This is a genomic window from Micromonospora sp. ABR4_055, from assembly GCF_056160425.1.
The window spans coordinates 1-19,264 of record NZ_JBSWXD010000052.1; the positions used below are offsets into that span (position 1 = coordinate 1).

The following is a 19,264-nucleotide window of genomic DNA, read 5'->3' on the forward strand; positions in this document are numbered from 1 at the left end:
CTGGCTGTTCTCTCCAGTCCGGGTTCCGCCCACCCCCCCCCCCCCCCCCCCCCCCCCCCCCCCCCCCCCCCCCCCCCCCCCCCCCCCCCCCCCGGTGCCACGTACCGGTCAGGTACCCGCCGACGCCGGCTCCGGCCGCCCCTGCCGGACCGCGACGAACAGACCCCTGGCACCCGGCCCCTGGTCCAGATAGGTCGGCGTGAACCCGGCGGCCCGGAACGCGGCCTCGTACTCCTCGCGGGTGAACAAGGTGATCAGAGTGCTTTCCGCGAGGTGGCGGATGCCCGAGTCCGCGTCGGCGATCAGGTACTGCACGTCCATCCGGGTTGCGTTGCCCTCCTGCGACGCGTGGGAGACCCGGGCGATGGTGCGCCCGTCCGCCCGGACCACGTCGCTGGCGACGTACCCGGGCAGGAACGTGTCGGGGAACCACCACGGGTCCACCACCGCGACGCCGCCGGGCACGGTGTGCTCGGCGAAGCAGCGCAGCGCGGCGGTGAGCTCGGCGGTCGTACGCATGTGACCGATCGAGCTGAACAGACAGGTCACCGCGTCGAAACGACGTCCCAGGGCGAAGGAGCGCATGTCGCTCTGGTGCAACGGCACCAGCGGCAGCCGCGCCTTGGCGCTCAGCAGCATGTCGGCGGATATGTCGACCCCCTCGACGTGCGGGAAGGACGCCGAGAGGTGCTGCAGATGCTCGCCGGTGCCGCAGGCGACGTCCAGCAGTGAGGCCGCGTCCGGCTTGTCGGCCAGCACGAGTCGGGTGACCTCGGCGGCCTCAGCGGCGTAGTCCTTGCCCCGCCCCTGGTGAATCAGGTCGTAGATCTCGGCGTCCTCGGATTCGTACACGTCACACCTCAGCCCTTCACGGTCGGCTCGGGAACACGCTGCTCGGCTGTTGCCGCCAGCCACTGCTCGATCGCCTTCGACGTGGTCGCCGCCTCCGCATCGACCATGGTGAAATGATTGCCGGGAACCGTCTCGGTGCTGTCGGCGTACGGCCACGACACGGCCGTCGTGGCCGGCACGGCGGCACCGATCGGCTCGGCCCCGCGCAGGTAGAGCACCGGGGCCCCGGTGGCCCCCAGCTCGAACTCGGGCAGCAGGTCGACGTACCAGGCCATCGCGGTGAGCTGGGCGCTGTCGAACTTGCCCGCGGCCGCCTCCAGCTCGAACAGTCCGAGCACCATCTCGGTCATCACCGCGCCGGCGGAAGCATCCTCGACGGAGCCGCCGCCGGGGTCGCCCGGCCGCTGCACCGGCTGGGTGTCGAGCAACACGACGCCCTGCGGGCCGGTGCCCATCCGTTCGAGGTGGCTAGCAGTCGCCTGGGCGAGGATGCCACCGGCCGAGTACCCGACCAGGACGAACGGCTCGCCGTCGGCGGCGCTCAGCGCCGCGTCGGCGAGCAACTCGACCACCAGCTCGGCGGTCGCCGGCAGCGGAGCGCCCCGGGTGAAGCCGGGCACCGGCAGCGACACGACGTCACGGATCTGCTGGAAGTGCGCGACCAGCCGGCTGTACTGGTAGTGGTTGCCCATCGCCATCGGGGTCTCCACGAACAGCAGCCGGGGCCGGGCCGGGCCCTGCGCCAGGCGCAGCGGGGAGATCCGCTGGTCCGCACCGGCCGGCGTGTCGAAGGTGGGACGCAGGCGCGCCGCCGCGCTCAGCACGTCGATACCGTCGCCGAGCCGGCCGGCCAGCGCCGCCGCCCGGAACAGATCGCGCAGCGTCTCCCCGCCCTCGTCGCCCTCACGAACCGGTTGCTGACCGGCGCCGTTCGCGGCGAGTTCGTCGAGCAGGTGACGGGTGAGATGGTTGGGTGTCGGGTACTGGAAGATCACCTCACTGAGGTCGAGACCGGTCCGGGTACCGAGGTCGATCCCGAGCTCGGTCACGGTCAGTGAGGTGAATCCGGCCTCGACGAAGTGCCCGTCGAAGTCGATCGTCTCCGGAGTCGTGTTCACCACGGCCGCGATCGCGCTGGCGACCAGGTCCCGCACGGCGGGCTCCCGCTGCTCACCGCCGAGCGCGGCGAGCCGGCGCCACGTCTCGGCTCCCGCGTCGCCGGCCCCCGCGTCGCCGGTCGCCGCGACGGCCGCCACCGGGCGGCCCGGCGCACCGTTCGCACGCGGCCGACCGTTGTCGCCGGGCCGAACGGCGGCCGAGGTGGCCGGGACCTGCTCGGTGTCCGAGCCCGACGGGTCGCGCTCGGACCCCGACCGCAGCTCGATCGAATCCGCCGTGAGCACGGGACTGCCCGCCGGGTCGACCATAGCGAGCGAGAGCCTTCGACCGTCGGCGCGCAGCCGCACCCGGACCGTGACGGCGCCGGTGGCGTGCAGCTCGACCCCGGACCAGGAGACCGGCCGCCCCGGCCGGCCATCGGCGCCGTCAACCAGCCCGGTGGCGTGCAGGGCCGCGTCGAGCAGGACGGGATGGATCGCGAAGGCCCCCGTACCGGCGCTCTTCGGCAGGTCGACCTCGGCGAACAGGTCCTGTCCGGCCCGCCAGGCGCGGCGCAGGCCGCGCATCGCCGGCCCGTAGGACAGGCCTCGGTCGGCCAGCTCCTCGTACCAGCCGGACAGGTCGACCGGCTCGGCGCCGGCCGGTGGCCACTGCCCGTCGTCCACCGTCAGCGGCGAGGGCCCGCCCCGGCCGGCCGCCAGCCGGCCGGCGGCGCACTGCGACCAGGCCGTGGAACCGTCCTCGGCCCGGGCGTACACGGCGAACTCCCGCTCGCCGTGTCCCGCCCCGGCGTCGCGCACCACCACCTGGATCTGCGTCGCGGTGGCCGGATCCAACGGCACCGGAGCCAGCTCCGTCAGCCGGGCGATCCGGCTGCAGCCGACCCGGTCCCCGGCATGCACCGCGAACTCGACCAGCGCCGGGGCCGGCAGCACGGTGGCATCCCCGATCCGGTGGTCGTCCAGCCAGGACCTGGCTGCCCGCGACAGGCGGCCGGTCAGCACCAGGTCCTGCGTACCGGCGACCGGCACCGCCGCACCCAGCAGCGGATGCCCGGTCTCCTCCAACCCGGCGGCGACCACCTCGCCGACCGCCAGCGCGTCCATCTCGACCCAGTACCGCTGCCGATGGAACGAGTACGGGGGCAGCGCCACCTGCCGCGCGCCCCGACCGGCGTACAGCCGCGACCAGTCCACGGCATGCCCGGTCACCTGCAGCCGGGCCACCGCCGCGAACAGCGCGCCGACCTCCGCCGGGTCCGCGCTCACCGTCGGCACCACCGCCTGGCCGGCGTCGGGCAGGCAGGCCGCCACCATCTGCGCCAGGCCACCGTCCGGACCCACCTCGACGAACCGGGTCACGCCCAGTTCCGCCAGATGGCGTACGTCGTCGACGAACCGGACCTCGGCGCGCAGCTGCCGCTCCCAGTGTTCGGCGGTCGCCAGGTCGTCGGCACCGACCAGCTCGCCGTCGACGTGCGCGACCAGGCTGACGGCCGGCGGGTGGTAGGTGAGCCGGTCCGCGACGTCGAAGTACTCCTCCAGGACATCGTCCACCGCCGAGGAGTGGAACGCCCGGCGCACCCGCAGCGGGCTGACCGACCGTCCCGCTGCCCGCCACCGCTCGGCCAGCTCGGTGACGTCGTCGTCCGGCCCGGACACCACCACCCAGTCAGGGCTGTTCACCGCCGCGATCTCGACGTCCCCGTCCAGTTCGGGCCGCACCTCGTCCTCGCTGGCCCGCACCGCCACCATCGCCCCGGCGGGCAGCTCCTGCAGCAGTTCCCCACCGGTCGCGCAGAGCTTCACCGCGTCGGCCAGCGACAGCACCCCGGCGACGTGCGCGGCGGCGAGCGCCCCGGCCGAATGCCCGACGACGTGGTCGGGCCGCAGGCCCCACGACTCCAGCAGCCGGTACGTCGCCACCTCCACCGTGAACAGTGCGGCCTGCATGTAGCTCGTCTGGTCGAGCAGGCCAGCGGCCACCGTGCCCTCCTCGGCGAACACCAGATCCCGCAACGGCCGGTCGAGATGCCGGTCGAACTTGGCGCAGACCTCGTCGAACGCGGCGGCGAAGGCGCCGAACGAGGCGTACAGCTGCCGGCCCATCCCGGCTCGCTGCGCCCCGGCACCCGGGAACAGGTACGCCGTACCGCCGGTCGGCCGGACGTGGCCGGTCACCACCCGTGGCGACAGCGTCGCGGCGGCCAGGTCGGTCAGGGCCCCCAGCAGGTCGTCACGGTCGGCGCCGACGACAACGGCCTGGTGGTCGAAGGGCACCCGGGTAGCCGCCAGGGAGTACCCGACGTCGACCGGGTCGAGGTCGGGGTCGGCACGCAGCGCTGCGACCAGCGCGGCAGCCTGGTCCGGCAACGCCTCCCGGGTTCGCGCCGACACCAGCAGCGGCAGCATCGGCCCGGCCGGCCGCTGCGCCTGTTGGGGCGGCTGACCGTGCGCCTGCGCCCCGGCCACGGCGGGGTCCGCCTCCTCCAGGATCAGGTGCGCGTTGGTGCCGCTGCGCCCGAAGGACGACACCGCGGCCCGGCGCGGACGCTCGCCCGCCGGCCAGGGCACCGACTCGGTGAGCAGCCGCACCTGGCTGTCGGCCCAGTTCACGTGTGGGGACCGGTCGTCGGCGTGCAGCGTCCGCGGCAGCACGCCGTGCCGCAGGGCGAGCACCATCTTGACGACCCCGGCGACGCCGGAGGCCGACTGGGTGTGGCCGATGTTCGACTTGACCGATCCCAGCCACAGCGGCCGGTCGCGGTCCTGCCCGTACGTGCCCTGCAGGGCCCGCACCTCGATCGGATCGCCGAGCCGGGTGCCGGCGCCGAAGCCCTCGACCGCGTCGACCTCGTCCGCGCGTAGCCCGGCGGTCGCCAGCGCCCGCCGGATCACCTTCTCCTGGGCCGGCCCGTTGGGCGCGGTCATCCCGTTGGAGGCACCGTCGGAGTTGACGGCGGAGCCCCGTACCACGGCCAGCACCTGGTGGCCGTTGCGTCGGGCGTCGGAGAGCCGCTCCACCACGAGCACACCGACGCCCTCGGCCCAGCCGATCCCGTCGGCCGCCGCCGAGAACGACTTGCAGCGCCCGTCGGTGGCCAGCCCGCCCTGCTGGTCGAAGTCGACGAAGGTGGCCGGGGTCGAGATCACCGTCACCCCGCCGGCGAGCGCCAGCGAACAGTCACCCTGGCGCAGCGCCTGGATAGCCCAGTGCAGCGCGACCAGGGAGGACGAGCAGGCGGTGTCCACCGACACCGCCGGGCCCTCCAGGCCCAGCAGGTAGGCCACCCGGCCGGAGACGATGCTCTGCGACAGGCCGACCCCACGGAACGCGGCGGCGTGTTCCACCGATCCGAACATGCCGGGGTCGTAGTCGGGCTGCATCACTCCGGCGAACACACCGGTGGTGCTGCCGCGCAGCGAACGCGGATCGATGCCGGCCCGCTCGATCGCCTCCCACGAAGCCTCCAGCAGCAGCCGCTGCTGCGGGTCCATGACGGTCGCCTCGTCGTCACTGATGCCGAAGAAGCCGGCGTCGAAGTGGGTGGCGTCGGCGACGAACCCGCCCTGGCGGGAACCCGCGCCGGAGTCGTGGCTGAACCATCCTTCGATGTCCCAGCCCCGATCGGTGGGGAACGACGAGATCCCGTCGTCGCCGGCGGTCAGCAGCCGCCACAGGTCCTCGGGCGAGCTGACCGCGCCGGGCAGTCGGCAGCTCATGCCGACGATGGCGATCGGTTCGTCCGCCGACACCGGGGCCTGGTCGGGCTCTGCCACGGACGGTTCCTCCGCGTCACCGACGAGTTCCTCGGCGAGGTGGTCGACCAACGCCATCGGGGTCGGGTTGTCGAACACCAGGGTCGCCGACAGCTGGACCCCGGTGGCGACACTGAGCCCGTTGCGCAGCTCGACCGCGGTGAGGGAGTCGAATCCCAGGTCCTGGAACGCCCGGTCCAGCTCGATGCTCTCCGGGGCACTGTGCCCGAGCGCCTGCGCCACCTGCGCGCGAACCAGCTCCCGCAGAGTGTTCCCCCGGTCCTGGACCGACATCGCGGCCAACCGTTGACTGAACGTGCCGGTGGCGTCGCCGGGGGCGGCGACGGCGCGGCGCGGCGCTGGGACGAGGGCCCGGAACAGATCCGGCAGCGCGTCCCCCTGCCGGCGAAGGACCGTGAGGTCGAGCCGGATGGGGGCGAGGAACGGTTCCGGCGACATCCAGGTGGCGTCGAACAGCGCCAGCCCTTCCGCGCCGCTGATCGGGACGAACCCGGTACGGGCCACCTGCGGCAGTTCGGCGGCGGTGACGTGACCGGCCATCCCGGTGCCGGTGCCCCACATGCCCCAGGCGAGGGAGACCCCGGCCAGGCCGCTGGCCCGCCGATGGGCGGCCAGCCCGTCCAGGAAGGTGTTCGCGGCGGCGTAGTTGCCCTGCCCCATCCCGCCGAGCACGCCGGAGGCGGAGGAGAACAGCACGAACGCGGCCAGGTCCATCCCGGCGGTCAGCTCGTGCAGGTGCCACGCGGCGTCGACCTTCGGCCGCAGCACGGCGTCGATCCGCTGCGGCGTCAGCGTGTCGATCGTGCCGTTGTCCAGCACCCCGGCGGCGTGCACGACCGCAGTGAGCCGGCGTCCGGCGACAAGCGCCGCTGCCGCGTCCCGGTCGGCGACGTCGCCGGCGACCAGCTCGACCTGGGCGCCCAGCCCGGTCAGCTCCTCGACGAGTTCGTCGGCGCCTTCGGCGGCCGCACCGCGCCGGCTGACCAGCAGCAGGTCCCGTACGCCGTGCGTGGTGACCAGGTGCCGGGCGATCAGCCGGCCGAGGCCACCGGTGGCCCCGGTGACCAGCACCGTGCCGGCGGCGACGTCGGCCGGTACCGCGTCGGCCGCAGCCGCGTCCGCTCTGCGCAGCCGGGCCACCCGTACCGCCCCGTCCCGGACCACGACCTGGGACTCCCCGGCCGCCAGCACCTTCGGCAGCAGCGTCACCGCGTCCTGTTCGGCGTCGGTGTCCACCAGCACGATCCGACCCGGATGCTCGGTCTGCGCGGACCGGATCAGCCCCCACACGGCTGAGCCGGCCAGGTCGGTGACGTCCTCGCCGGGCAGCGCCACGGCCCGCCGGGTCAGCACCACCAGCCGGGTGCCGGCGAACCGGGGCTCGGCCAGCCAGGTACGCAGCGCGGTGAACGCCTCCACGGTGCCGGCGCGGACCGCTTCGGGCGTACCGGCGCCGGCGCCGGACACGGCGGCGTGACGGTGCAGCACCACCGCCGGGACCTCGGCGCCGGCGGTCACGCCGGCCAGGTCGGCGACGGTGACCGGGGCACCGGCCGGCAGCGCCACCGGCGTCCAGTCGACGGTGAACAGCGCGTCGCGGTACGGCCCGCTGTCGGCGGCGGCCAGTTCCGCCGCCACGACCGGGCGCAGCACCAGCGAACCGACCGAGGCGACCGGCGTACCCGTGCCGTCGGCCAGCAGGATCGACACGCCGCCGTCGGCCGAGCGGCTGACCCGGATCCGGGCGCTGGCCGCGCCGGCGGCGTACACCTCGACGTCGCGCCACTGGAACGGCAGGGCCGCCTCCTGCCCGGCCAACCCGCTGCGGCCGACCGCCTGCAGGGCCGCGTCCAGTAGTGCCGGGTGCAGCCCGAACCGGTTCACCTTGCCCCGTGCCTGATCCGGCACGCTGATCTCGGCGTACAGGTCGTCGTCGCGGCGCCAGGCGTTCCGCAGCCCCTGGAAGGTCGGTCCGTAGACCAGTCCACGTTCGGCGAACTCGTCGTAGACGCCGGCCAGGTCGACCGGCTCGGCGCCGTCCGGCGGCCAGGAGGTCAGCTCGGCACCGGTGGGCGGCCGACGCGGCACCAGGGTGCCGGTCGCGTGCGGCGTCCAACGGCTGTCGTCCGTACCGTCGTCGGTCCTGCTGTGCACGACCAGCGACCGGGCTCCGGAGTCGTCGGGCCCGCCGAGCGTGATCTGGATCTGCTGCGCGTCCCGGGCCGGCAGCACCAGCGGGGCCTGCAGGACGAGGTCGGCGATCCGGCCGCAGCCGACCCGTTCCCCGGCGTGTGTGGCGAGTTCGACGAAGCCCGCGCCGGGGAACAGGACGGTCTCGCCCACCCGGTGGTCGGCCAGCCAGGGCTGGTTCGCCACCGACAGCCGCCCGGTGAGCACCATGCCGTCGTTGGCCGCGAGCATGACGGCGGCGCCGAGCAGCGGGTGGTTGGCGGGGGCGAGCCCCATCGAGACCGGGTCACCGGTCAGCGGGGAGGCGGTCAGCCAGTAGCGCTTGCGCTGGAACGGCACAGCCGGTGGATCCTCGACCGAGCCGTCGGCCGGCACCGGGCCGGCCGCCAGATCCGCCGGCGCCTCCTCCAGGATCACGTGCGCGTTCGTCCCGCTCAACCCGAACGACGACACCCCGGCCCGACGCGGTCCGTCGGTACCCGGCCACGGCCGCGCCATGGTCAACAGCCGCACCCCACCCGCCGACCAGTCCACATGCGACGAGGGCTCCGACACGTGCAACGACCGGGGCAGCAACCCCGCCCGCAACGCCATCACCATCTTGATCACACCACCCACACCCGCCGCCGCCTGCGCGTGACCGATGTTCGACTTCAACGACCCCAACCACAACGGACGATCCGCGTCCCGACCCTGCCCGTACGTCGCCAGCAGCGCCTGCACCTCGATCGGGTCGCCCAGTTCGGTGGCCGTACCGTGGCCGTCGACCGCGTCGACCTGGTCGGCGGACATGCGGGCGTTGGCCAACGCCTGCCGGATCAGCCGCTGCTGAGCCGGACCGTTCGGCGCGGTCAGCCCGTTCGACGCGCCGTCGGAGTTGGCCGCGGAGCCGCGTACCACGGCGAGAACGCGGTGGCCGTTGCGGCGCGCATCGGACAGCCGCTCGACGAGCAGCACCCCGACGCCCTCGGCCCAGGCCGGCCCGTCGGCGTCGTCGGAGAAGGAACGGCACCGGCCGTCACGCGACTGGGTGTCCTCGAGGTTGAACTCGACGAAGGTCTGCGGGGAGGCCATCACCGACGACCCGCCGGCGACAGCGAGGGAGCACTCCCCCCGACGCAGCGACTGTACGGCGAGGTCGAGCGCCACCAGGGACGACGAGCAGGCGGTGTCGAGCGTGATCGCCGGTCCTTCGAAACCGAAGTGGTACGAGACCCGCCCGGACACCACCCCCGACGACCCGTAACTGCCGGGATAGTTGTGGTACATGACCCCGGCGAAGACGCCGGTCTGGCTGCCGCGTACCGACGCCGGGGCGATACCGGCGCGTTCGAACGCCTCCCAGGTGCTTTCCAGCAGCAACCGCTGCTGGGGGTCGATCAGCAGGGCGTCGCGGGGGGCGATGCCGAACCAGTCGGCGTCGAAGTCGCCCGCGTCGTAGAGGAACCCGGCCTGCCGTACGTAGGTCGTGTTGGGCCGGGTGCCGTCGGGGTCGTAGAGCCGGTCCAGGTCCCAGCCCCGGTCGGTGGGGAACCCACCCATCGGATCGACCTCGTCGACCAGCAGCCGCCACAGCCCTTCCGGACTGGTCACCCCACCGGGGAACCGGCACGCCATGCCGATGATGGCGATCGGCTCGTGTGCTGCCTCGGTGAGCTGGCGGCTGTGCTCGCGGAGTCGCTCGTTCTCCTTCAGCGACGCGCGGAGAGCGTCGACGATCCTCTGGTCCGCCTGCGTCATGTCTATCTCACACCTCTCGCGTCACTCGCCGAAGTCGGCCGTCTGCAGGGCCATGCTGATGAGGTTCTCGGTGTCCATTTCGTCAATCGCGGAGCCGCCCGCCGGGTGGGGCGTGCCGGCCGGGTGCGTCGGCGCGCCGGCCAGCGCGAGCAGGCTCTCCAGCAGTCCGGCGGCACGCAGCCGGCCCAGCGGGATGCTGCTCAGCACCGCCCGGATCTCGTCGTCGGGCAGCGCAGCGCCGCCGTCGACGGTGTCCGGCACGAGGTCGGCGGCGAACTGCCGGGCCAGCGCGGCGGCGTTGGGATAGTCGAAGATCAACGTCGCCGGCTGCTGCCGGCCGGTGAGCAGGGTCAACCGGTTACGGAACCCGATCGCGGCCAACGAATCGAAGCCCAGCTCGCTGAAGGCCCGCTCCGGCTCGATCGCCTCCGGCCCCGGGTGCCCGAGCAGCTTCGCCGCCTCACTGCGGATCATCTCCAGCAGCAGTTCCTGCGCCTGCGGGCGGGACTTGCCGGCGAGCTGCTCGCGGAGCCGGCCGCCGCCACCACCGGTCGGCGCGCCGCCGTTCGCGTCCCGCGCGGAGCGCCGACGCGTCCCGGTCGCGCCATCGTCCGTCGGCGGGGGCGCGGCCAGGCCGTCGAGCAACGCCGGCCGGTCCGGCCCCAGCTTCGCCGGATCGAGCCGGATCGGCACCAGCACGGCGTCGGGCAGGGCCACCGCCCGGTCGTACAGGGCGAGACCGGTCTCGGCGTCGAGCGGGTGGACACCGGTCTCGGCGAGCCGCCGCAGGTCGGCTTCGGTCAGTGCGCCACCCATCCCCTCGTCGGCAGTGGACCACAGGCCCCAGGCCAGTGACTTGGCCGGCAGGTCGTGCGCCCGCCGGTGGGCGGCCAACCCGTCCAGGTAGGCGTTGGCCGCGGCGTAGTTGGCCTGACCGGGTGGGCCGAGGACCCCGGCGGCGGAGGAGAACGTCACGAACGCGGCGAGCGGCGTGTCCCTGGTCAGCTCGTGCAGGTGCCACGCGGCGTCCACCTTGGGCCGCAGCACGTTCGACATCCGGTCGGCGGTCAGCGAGCCGATCACCGCGTCGTCGAGAACGCCGGCCGCGTGCACGACGCCGGTGAGCGGATGCTCCGACGGCACCGTGGCGAGCAACCGTGCCACCTCGTCGCGGTCGGTGACGTCGCAGGCCGTGACCGTCACCTGGGCGCCGAGGTCGAGCAGGTCGGTACGCAGCCGCGTCATGTCGGGCGCGGCCATGCCCCGCCGGCTGGTCAGCAGCAGATGCCGTACGCCGTGACCGGTCACCAGGTGCCGGGCGATCACCCGGCCGAGGGCGCCGGTCGCCCCGGTCACCAGGACCGTGCCCGAGCCGAAGTCCGGGGGCGTGGGGGGCGCGTCCTGCGGCGGCGGACCGCTCGGCACCAGGCGGGGCACGTACAGGGCTTCGTCGCGGACCGCCACCTGGGGCTCCCCCGTGGACACCGCCGAGGCCAGCAGCGCGGGCGAGACCCGGTCCGGCTCGACGTCGACCAGCACGATCCGATCGGGGTGCTCGGCCTGCGCGCTGCGTACCAGGCCCCAGACGGCGGCACCGGCCGGGTCCACGTCGGCGACGGCACCGGCCGGGACGCCGCCGCCGGTCACCACCACCAGCCTCGACCCGTCGAACCGGCTGTCGGCCAGCCAGGTACGCAACGCGTCGACCGCCCGCCGGGTCTCGCCGTGCACGACGTCCGGGTCCGGGCCGCCGCCACAGCTGAGCAGGAACACCGGCCGGTCCTCGCCGTCGCCGTCGGCCGCCGACGCGACGACGGCGTCGAAGTCCGGTACGGCGGTCGCGGCGAGCGGCGCCGCCAGCGTCCAGCGGTCCGGGCCGACCAGCTGCCAGGCGACGCCCGGTGACGCGTCGGGCGCGGCGATCGGCTGCCACTGGACCCGCAGCAGCGCCGCCGCTGGCCCGTCGCCCGGCCCTCCGCCGTCGCGGCTGGCCGCTGACCCGTCACCGGCGGACCCCTCCGCGTCGTCGAGGGCCTGCGCCAGGTCACCGGCGGGGCGCAGCGCGAGCGCGTCAACGGTGGCGACCGGCACACCGGCACCGTCGGCGATCTCGACCGACACCGTCGCCGGCGCGGCCACCCGGACGCGCACCCGCGCCTCGACGGCGCCGGTGGCGAACAGGCTCACCCCGGTCACCGCGAGCGGCAGCAGCGGGCCGGCCGCCGCCACCGGGCTGTGCGCCACCAACTGCCAGGCCGCGTCCAGCACCGCCGGGTGCAGGTTGAAGTCGGCGGCGTCAGTGCCGGCCACGGCCGGCAGGGCGACGTCGGCGTACACCTCGTCGGCCCGCCGCCACACCGCGCGCACCCCGCGGAACACCGGGCCGTAGGCGATTCCGGCGGTCGCGGCGAGCTCGTCGTACCAGCTGTCCAGCGGCACCGGGGTGGCTCCCGGCGGCGGCCACTGGGTGAACTCCGGGTCTGGTGCCAGCCGGTCGGCGGCCGCAGTGTCCGGCACCAGCACCCCACTGGCGTGCCGCTGCCAGGGCGGGTCGGTCCCGGCGGTTCCGGCCCGGGAGTGCACCAGGACACGCCGGGCCCCATGTTCGTCGGCGGCACCGACCTCCACCTGCACGGCGACGCTGCCGCCGGCCGGCAGGACCAGCGGACGTTCGAAGTCGAGCTGCTCGATCCGCCCGCACCCGAGCTGGTCGCCGGCCCGGGTGGCGAGTTCGACGAGGCCGGCGCCGGGCAGCACGGTCAGTCCGTGCACCACGTGGTCGGCCAGCCAGGGGTGGGTGGCGGTGGACAGCCGGCCGGTCAGCATCAACCCACCCGACCCGGGCAGTTCCACCGTCCGGTCGACGAGCGGATGAGCACCGGCAGACGGGTCAGCGAGGGCACCCGCGACACTGTCCAGCCAGTACCTCTGGCGTTGGAAGGCGTAGGTGGGCAGGGGTACCCGGCGCACCGGAAGGTCGGCGAGGACCGCCGACCAGTCCACCGCGACGCCGCACACGTGCAACCGGGCGAGCGTGTCCAGCAACGTACGCGGCTCGTCGCGGCCCCGACGCATCGTCGGCGCGACCGTCGGCGGCGCCACCGTCGCGGCGACGCCACGCGACACCAGCGGGACGAGCACGGCGTCCGGCCCGACCTCGACGAACCGGGTGACACCGGCGCGTTCGAGGCAGCGGACCGCGTCGTGGAAGCGCACCGGCTCGCGAACCTGCCGTACCCAGTACTCCGCCGAGCACAACTGCTCCGGGTCCGCCGCCGCGCCGGTGAGTGTGGAAACCAGCGGCACCGTGGGCGGCCGGAAGGTGACCGACTCGACCACCTCGCGGTACGCGGCCAGCATCGGTTCCATCGCCGCCGAGTGGAACGCGTGCGACACGCGCAGCCGGGTCACCGCCCTGCCCTGCCCGGCGAACCTTTCGGCGGCGGCCCGGATCTCCTGCTCGGCACCGGAGAGCACCACCGACTGCGCCGCGTTGACGGCGGCGAGGTCCAGCCGGCCGGTCAGTAACGGGCGTACCTCGTCCTCGCTGGCCTGCACGGCGAGCATCGCGCCGCCGGCCGGCAGCGCCTGCATCAGGGTGCCCCGGGCGGCGACCAGGGCGCACGCGTCGGACAGCGAGAGCATGCCGGCGGCGTACGCGGCGGCCAGCTCACCGATCGAGTGTCCGGCGAGCCGGTCCGGACGGACGCCGACCGACTCCAGCAACCGCAGCATGGCGACCTCGATGGCGAACACCCCGGCCTGGGTGTAGGCGGTCTGATCGAGCAGCGCGGCCTCGGCGCTGCCCGGCTCGGCGGCGAGCACCGTACCCAGCGGCGGGTCCAGGCGCGTGTCGAACTCGCTGGTCACCTCGTGCAGCGCCGCCGCGAACACCGGGAACCGGGCCGCGAGCTGCCGTCCCATCCGGGGGTGCTGCGCGCCCTGGCCGGAGAAGACGAAGGCGAGGCCGCCGCTGCTGACCGTGCCGGTCACCGACTCGGCCTCCTCGACGCCGTCGACGAGTGCGACGAGCCCGAGCAGGAAGTCGCCCCGTTCCGCGCCGAGCAGGACGGCCCGGTGCTCCAGCTGTGGCCGGAACACGGTGGAGTAGCCGATGTCGGCCGCTTCGTCGTCGGTGTCGTCGACGTGGTCCAGCAGCCGCTCCGCCTGTGCCTGCAGCGCCTGGCGGGTACGGCCGGACAGCAGCCACGGCACCACCGGCGGCTCGCCGGCCCCACCATCGGCCCCACCGCCGGACTCACTGCCGGCCGCACTACCGCCGTCACCACCGGCGGTGACGGCGGCATCCTGCGGGTCTGCCTCCTCGATCACCAGATGGGCGTTGGTACCGCTGACGCCGAAGGACGAGACCGCGGCCCGGCGGGGCTGGCCGGTCCGCCGCCACGGCCGGTCCGTGGTCAGCAGCCGAACCTTCCCCGCAGCCCAGTCGACATGCGTCGACGGCTCGGTCACGTGCAGCGTCCGCGGCATCGTCGCGTACCGCATCGCCTGAACCATCTTGATCACTCCGGCGACCCCGGCGGCGGCCTGGGTGTGCCCGATGTTCGACTTGAGCGAGCCCAGCCAGAGCGGTTCGTCCCGGTCCTGCCCGTAGGTGGCGAGCAGGGCCTGCGCCTCGATCGGGTCGCCCAACGCCGTGCCGGTGCCGTGCGCCTCCACCACGTCGACGTCGCCCGGCCGCAGACCGGCGTTGGCCAACGCCTGGCGGATCACCCGCTGCTGGGCGGGTCCGTTCGGAGCGGTGAGCCCGTTGGACCGGCCGTCGGAGTTGACCGCCGAGCCCCGGATCACGGCGAGCACCGGGTGACCGTGCCGGCGGGCGTCGGAGAGTCGTTCCAGGACGAGGACCCCGGCGCCCTCCGCCCAGGCGGTGCCGTCGGCGTCGGTGGAGAAGGCCTTGCAGCGACCGTCGCGGGCCAGCCCGCGTTGGCGGCTGAACTCGACGAACGTCTCCGGGGTCGCCATCACCGTGACCCCGCCGGCCAGCGCCAGCGTGCACTCCCCGGTACGCAGCGACTGCGCCGCCCAGTGCATCGAGACCAGCGACGAGGAGCAGGCGGTGTCGACACTGACCGCCGGGCCTTCGAATCCGAAGTGGTGGGCCACCCGACCGGACACCACCGCGCCGGTGGAGCTGCTGGCCACGTAGTCGTGGTACTGGACACCGACGAAGACGCCGGTAGCGCTGCCCCGCAGGGACAACGGGTCGATGCCGGCCCGTTCGACGGCCTCCCACGAGGTCTCCAGCAGCAGCCGCTGCTGCGGGTCGACGGTCGGCGCCTCGCGAGGTGAGATGCCGAAGAAGCCGGCGTCGAAATCGGCGGCGTCGTAGAGGAATCCCCCGGTACGCACGTACGTGCTGCCAGGCCGTTCCCCGCTGGCGTCGTAGAGCTGGTCGATCTGCCAGCCACGGTCGGCGGGGAACTCGCCGATGGCGTCGACCCCGTCGGCGACGAGGGTCCACAACTGCTCCGGCGAGCTGACGCCGCCCGGGTAGCGGCAGGCCATCGCGACGATCGCGATCGGCTCGTCGGTGCCTGCCGAAGACGCGACGGCAAGGGCGCCTCCCGGCCGGCTCTCGCCGACGACGAGTTCGGCGCGCAGGTACTCGGCCACCGCGTTCGCCGTGGGATGGTCGAACACCAGGGTGGCCGGCAGCCGTAGCCCGGTCGCCGCGGTCAACGCGTTGCGCAACTCGACGGCGGTGAGCGAATCGAAGCCGAGCTGATGGAATTCACGGTCGGCGGCGACCGCCTCCGGTGATTCGTGTCCCAGCACGGTCGCGACGTGGGTACGGACCAGGTCGAGGAGCAGGTCCGCCCGTTCCCGCTCGGCGAGCTCTGCGAGGCGCGCGGCGAGTGCCCCGGTGCCGCCGCCCGCTGCCGGCCGGGTGAGCGGACCCACCAGCGAGCTGAAGACCGGCGGTACGCCGTCGCCGGCACGCAGCCGGGCCGGTTGCAGCGCCGCGGCGACGACGGCGGGCGCGGTGGCGGCGACGGCGGCGTCGAACAGCGCCAGCCCGGCGGGCACGGACAGCGGCAGTACCCCGCCGCGGGCCATTCGGGCACGGTCGGCCTCAGCGAGCGTTCCGGTCATACCGCCGTCGGTGTCCCACTGGCCCCAGGCCACGGAGACGGCGGGCAGCCCCGCCCGGTGCCGCCGGGCCGCCAGCGCGTCCAGAACCGAGTTGGCGGCGGCGTAGTTGGCCTGCCCCGGCGCGCCGAGCACCCCGGACAGGGAGGAGAACATCACGAACGCGGCCAGGTCCATCCCGGCGGTCAGCTCGTGCAGGTGCAGCGCCCCGGCGACCTTGGGCGCGAGTACGGCGTCGAGCCGGTGCGGGGTCATCGCGGTGACGACGCCGTCGGCGACCACCCCGGCGGCGTGCACGACGGCGGTCAGCGGCCGCCGGGCGGTGGTCTCGGTCAGCACGCGGGCCAGTGCGGCGCGGTCGGCCACGTCGCAGGCGACCACCCGGGCCCGGGCGCCGAGTTCGGCGAGTTCGGCGACGAGCGCGGCGGCTCCGGGGGTCTGGTCACCCTGGCGGCTCAGCAGCACCAGGTGCCGGACCGCGTACCGGTCGACCAGGTGTCGGGCCACGATGGCACCCAGCGATCCCGGCCCGCCGGTGATCAGTACGGTGCCGGCCGGGTCGAGCACCGGTCGAGCGTTGCCCGCCGCCGGAAGGTGGGCCAGCCGGGCCGCGTGTGCCGTGCCACCGCGTACGGCCACCTGTGGTTCCCCTGCGGCGAGCGCCGCCGCGACCGCCGCAGCGACGGTGTCGGCGTCGGCGGGGGTGTCGGCGTCGGCCGGCGTGTCGCCGGTGGCGGCCACGCCGCTGACGCCGGACGGGTCGGTGCGGTCCACCGGGTCCGCGTCGACCAGCAGGAACCGGTCCGGATGTTCGGCCTGGGCGGACCGTACCAGCCCCCAGACGGCCGCGCCGGCGAGATCACCGCCGGTGCCGGCGACCGGTACGGCGCCCCGGGTCACGACGGCCAGCCGGGTGCCGTTGTTGGTGGCGTCACCGAGCCAGTGCTGCAACGTCGCCAGCAACTGCCGGCAGTGCTCACGGATCGTGTCCGGGTCGTCGCCGCAGACCTCGTCGAGGCGGAGCAGGTGCACACCCTCGGCCGGGCGGTCACGGCCCGGGTCCGCGATCGGGACCCAGTCGAGCCGGTGCAGGTCGGCGGTCCGCGCCGGTGCCGCCGCGACGGCGGCGAGCGGCCGGAAGGTGACCGCTGTCGCGGTGGCGACGAGGTGGCCGGCATGGTCGAAGGCCGCCACGGCGTACGTGTCCGGTGAGGTCGGGGTGAACCTGACCCGCAGTTCGGCGGCGCCGGTGGCGTGCAGGGTGACGCCGGACCAGGAAAACGGCAACCGGGCGTGGCCCTGCCCGTCGCCCAGGTCGACGGCGAGTGCCTGGGTGGCGGCGTCGAGTACGGCAGGGTGCAGGCCGAAGCGGTCGGCGTCGCCGGGGTCGGGCAGCCGTACGTCGGCCCAGAGCCGGACACCCTGACGCCACACGGCGCGCAACCCGCGGAAGGCTGGCCCGTAGTCGAGACCGGCACCGGCCAGCGTGTCGTCGAGGGTGTCGATCGGGACCGGCTCCGCGCCGGCCGGTGGCCAGCTGGGCTCGGCCTCCGGCTGATCGGCCCCGGACGGGATCGGGGCGGTGGTGAGGTGACCGGTGGCGTGGCTGGTCCACGACCGCGCCGCGACGGCCTGCTCGGCCCGGGAGTGGATGCTGATCCGCCGGGCACCGGCCTGGTCGGGTTCACCGACGACGACCTGGATCCGTACGCCGCCGTGGGCCGGCAGCCGCATCGGAGCGTGCAGGGTGAGTTCGGCGATGTGGGCGCAACCGAGCTGGTCGGCGGCCCGGACGGCGAGCTCGACGAAGGCGGTGCCCGGCAGGATCACCTCGCCGTGGACCCGGTGTTCGGCCAGCCACGGGTGGGTGGCGGTGGACAAGCGCCCGGTGAGCACCGCGCCCTGGGTGTCGGCCACGACGGTGACGGCGGCGAGGAGGGGATGGTCGGCGGGGTCCAGCCCGACGGTCGCCAGATCTCCGGCCGGCGCCCGATCGTCCAACCAGTAGCGTTTGCGGTGGAACCGGCGGGTCGGCTGCGGCAGATCGGTGTCGCCGGTGCCGCTTTCCCCGGCCGGCTCGGCCTGTTCCAGGATCAGGTGGGCGTTGGTGCCGCTGACGCCGAACGACGACACCCCGGCCCGACGTGGTTCGTCGGTACCCGGCCACGGCCGCGCCCGGGTCAACAGCCGCACCCCACCCGCCGACCAGTCCACATGCGACGACGGCTCCGACACGTGCAACGACCGCGGCAGCACCCCCGCCCGCAACGCCATCACCATCTTGATCACACCACCCACACCCGCCGCCGCCTGCGCATGACCGATGTTCGACTTCAACGACCCCAACCACAACGGACGATCCGCGTCCCGACCCCGCCCGTACGTCGCCAGCAACGCCTGCGCCTCGATCGGATCCCCCAACCGGGTACCGGTACCGTGCGCCTCCACCACATCGACGTCCACCGTCGACAACCCCGCCGCCGTCAACGCCTGCCGGATCACCCGCTGCTGCGCCAGCCCGTTCGGCGCGGTCAGGCCGTTGGAGGCGCCGTCCTGGTTGACCGCCGATCCCCGGATGACGGCCAGAACGGGATGCCCGTTGCGCTGGGCGTCGGAGAGCCGTTCCAGCAGCAGGACACCGGCGCCCTCGGCCCAGCCGGTGCCGTCGGCGTCGTCGGAGAACGGTTTGCACCGCCCGTCCGATGCCAGACCACGTTGCTTGCTGAAGGCGACGAACGGGCCCGGAGTCGCCATGACCATCACGCCCCCGGCGAGCGCCATCGAGCATTCCCGCTGCCGCAGGGCCTGCGCGGCGACGTGCAGCGCCACCAGCGACGACGAACAGGCGGTGTCGATGGTCAACGCCGGGCCGGCCAGGCCGAAGGCGTACGAGATCCGGCTCGAGATGACCGAGGCCGCGTTGCCGGTGCTGAAGTACGCGGAGACGGCCTCCGTCGCGGCCGCCGACAAGTCGTCGTAGTAGTCCTGGGCACCGCTGCCGACGAACACGCCGACCTGCGCCCCGTCGAGCGAATCCGGGGCGAGCCCGGCCCGTTCGAAGGTCTCCCACGCCAGCTCCAGCATGATCCGTTGCTGCGGATCGGTGGCCAGGGCCTCCCGGGGCGACATTTCAAACAGTTCGGCGTCGAAGCCGGCCGGGTCGGCGAGGAAGCCACCCTCGCGGACGTGGCCGTCGGCCGGACCGTCCTCGTCACCGGTCGGCAGCGGACCGGTGGTCCAGCCACGGTCGGTGGGGAACGGGCCGATCGCGTCGACCTCGTCGACGACGAGCCGCCACAGCTCCTCCGGACTGGTGACGCCACCCGGGTAGCGGCAGGACATCGCCACGATCGCGATCGGGTCCCGGTCCGCCGACTCCACCTCGTGCAGTCGCCGGCGGGTCTGATGGAGCTCCGCGGTCACCCGCTTGAGGTACTGCAGCAGCTTACCGTCGTCGTCCATAGTGGCCA

3 protein-coding genes are annotated in these 19,264 nt (G+C 74.1%); all 3 read right to left on the reverse strand.

Annotation, left to right across the window (positions count from 1 at the left end):
• Positions 1 to 108: 108 nt before the first annotated feature.
• The 3 genes from ACXAHD_RS14415 to ACXAHD_RS14425 are packed head-to-tail and all read right to left on the reverse strand — an operon-like array spanning position 109 to position 19,256.
• Entirely contained in the window at positions 109 to 852 is a 744-nt protein-coding gene (locus ACXAHD_RS14415; RefSeq protein ID WP_475051076.1) for a class I SAM-dependent methyltransferase, read from the reverse strand.
• 8 nt (positions 853 to 860) lie between these two features.
• Positions 861 to 9,680: a type I polyketide synthase gene (locus ACXAHD_RS14420; protein WP_281553686.1), complete on the reverse strand. Its 8,820-nt coding sequence runs from the start codon at positions 9,678 to 9,680 to the stop codon at positions 861 to 863.
• Between the two features lie 21 nt (positions 9,681 to 9,701).
• The gene (locus ACXAHD_RS14425; protein WP_475051090.1) at positions 9,702 to 19,256 is read right to left on the reverse strand and encodes an SDR family NAD(P)-dependent oxidoreductase; all 9,555 of its coding nucleotides are present in this window, start codon (positions 19,254 to 19,256) and stop codon (positions 9,702 to 9,704) included.
• Between the last annotated feature and the right edge of the window lie 8 nt (positions 19,257 to 19,264).

Bases quoted from the DNA above. Each gene is read 5' to 3' on its own strand.
- ACXAHD_RS14420 (WP_281553686.1), bottom strand. From the start codon at position 9,680: ATGACGCAGGCGGACCAGAGGATCGTCGACGCTCTCCGCGCGTCGCTG.
- ACXAHD_RS14425 (WP_475051090.1), bottom strand. From the start codon at position 19,256: ATGGACGACGACGGTAAGCTGCTGCAGTACCTCAAGCGGGTGACCGCG.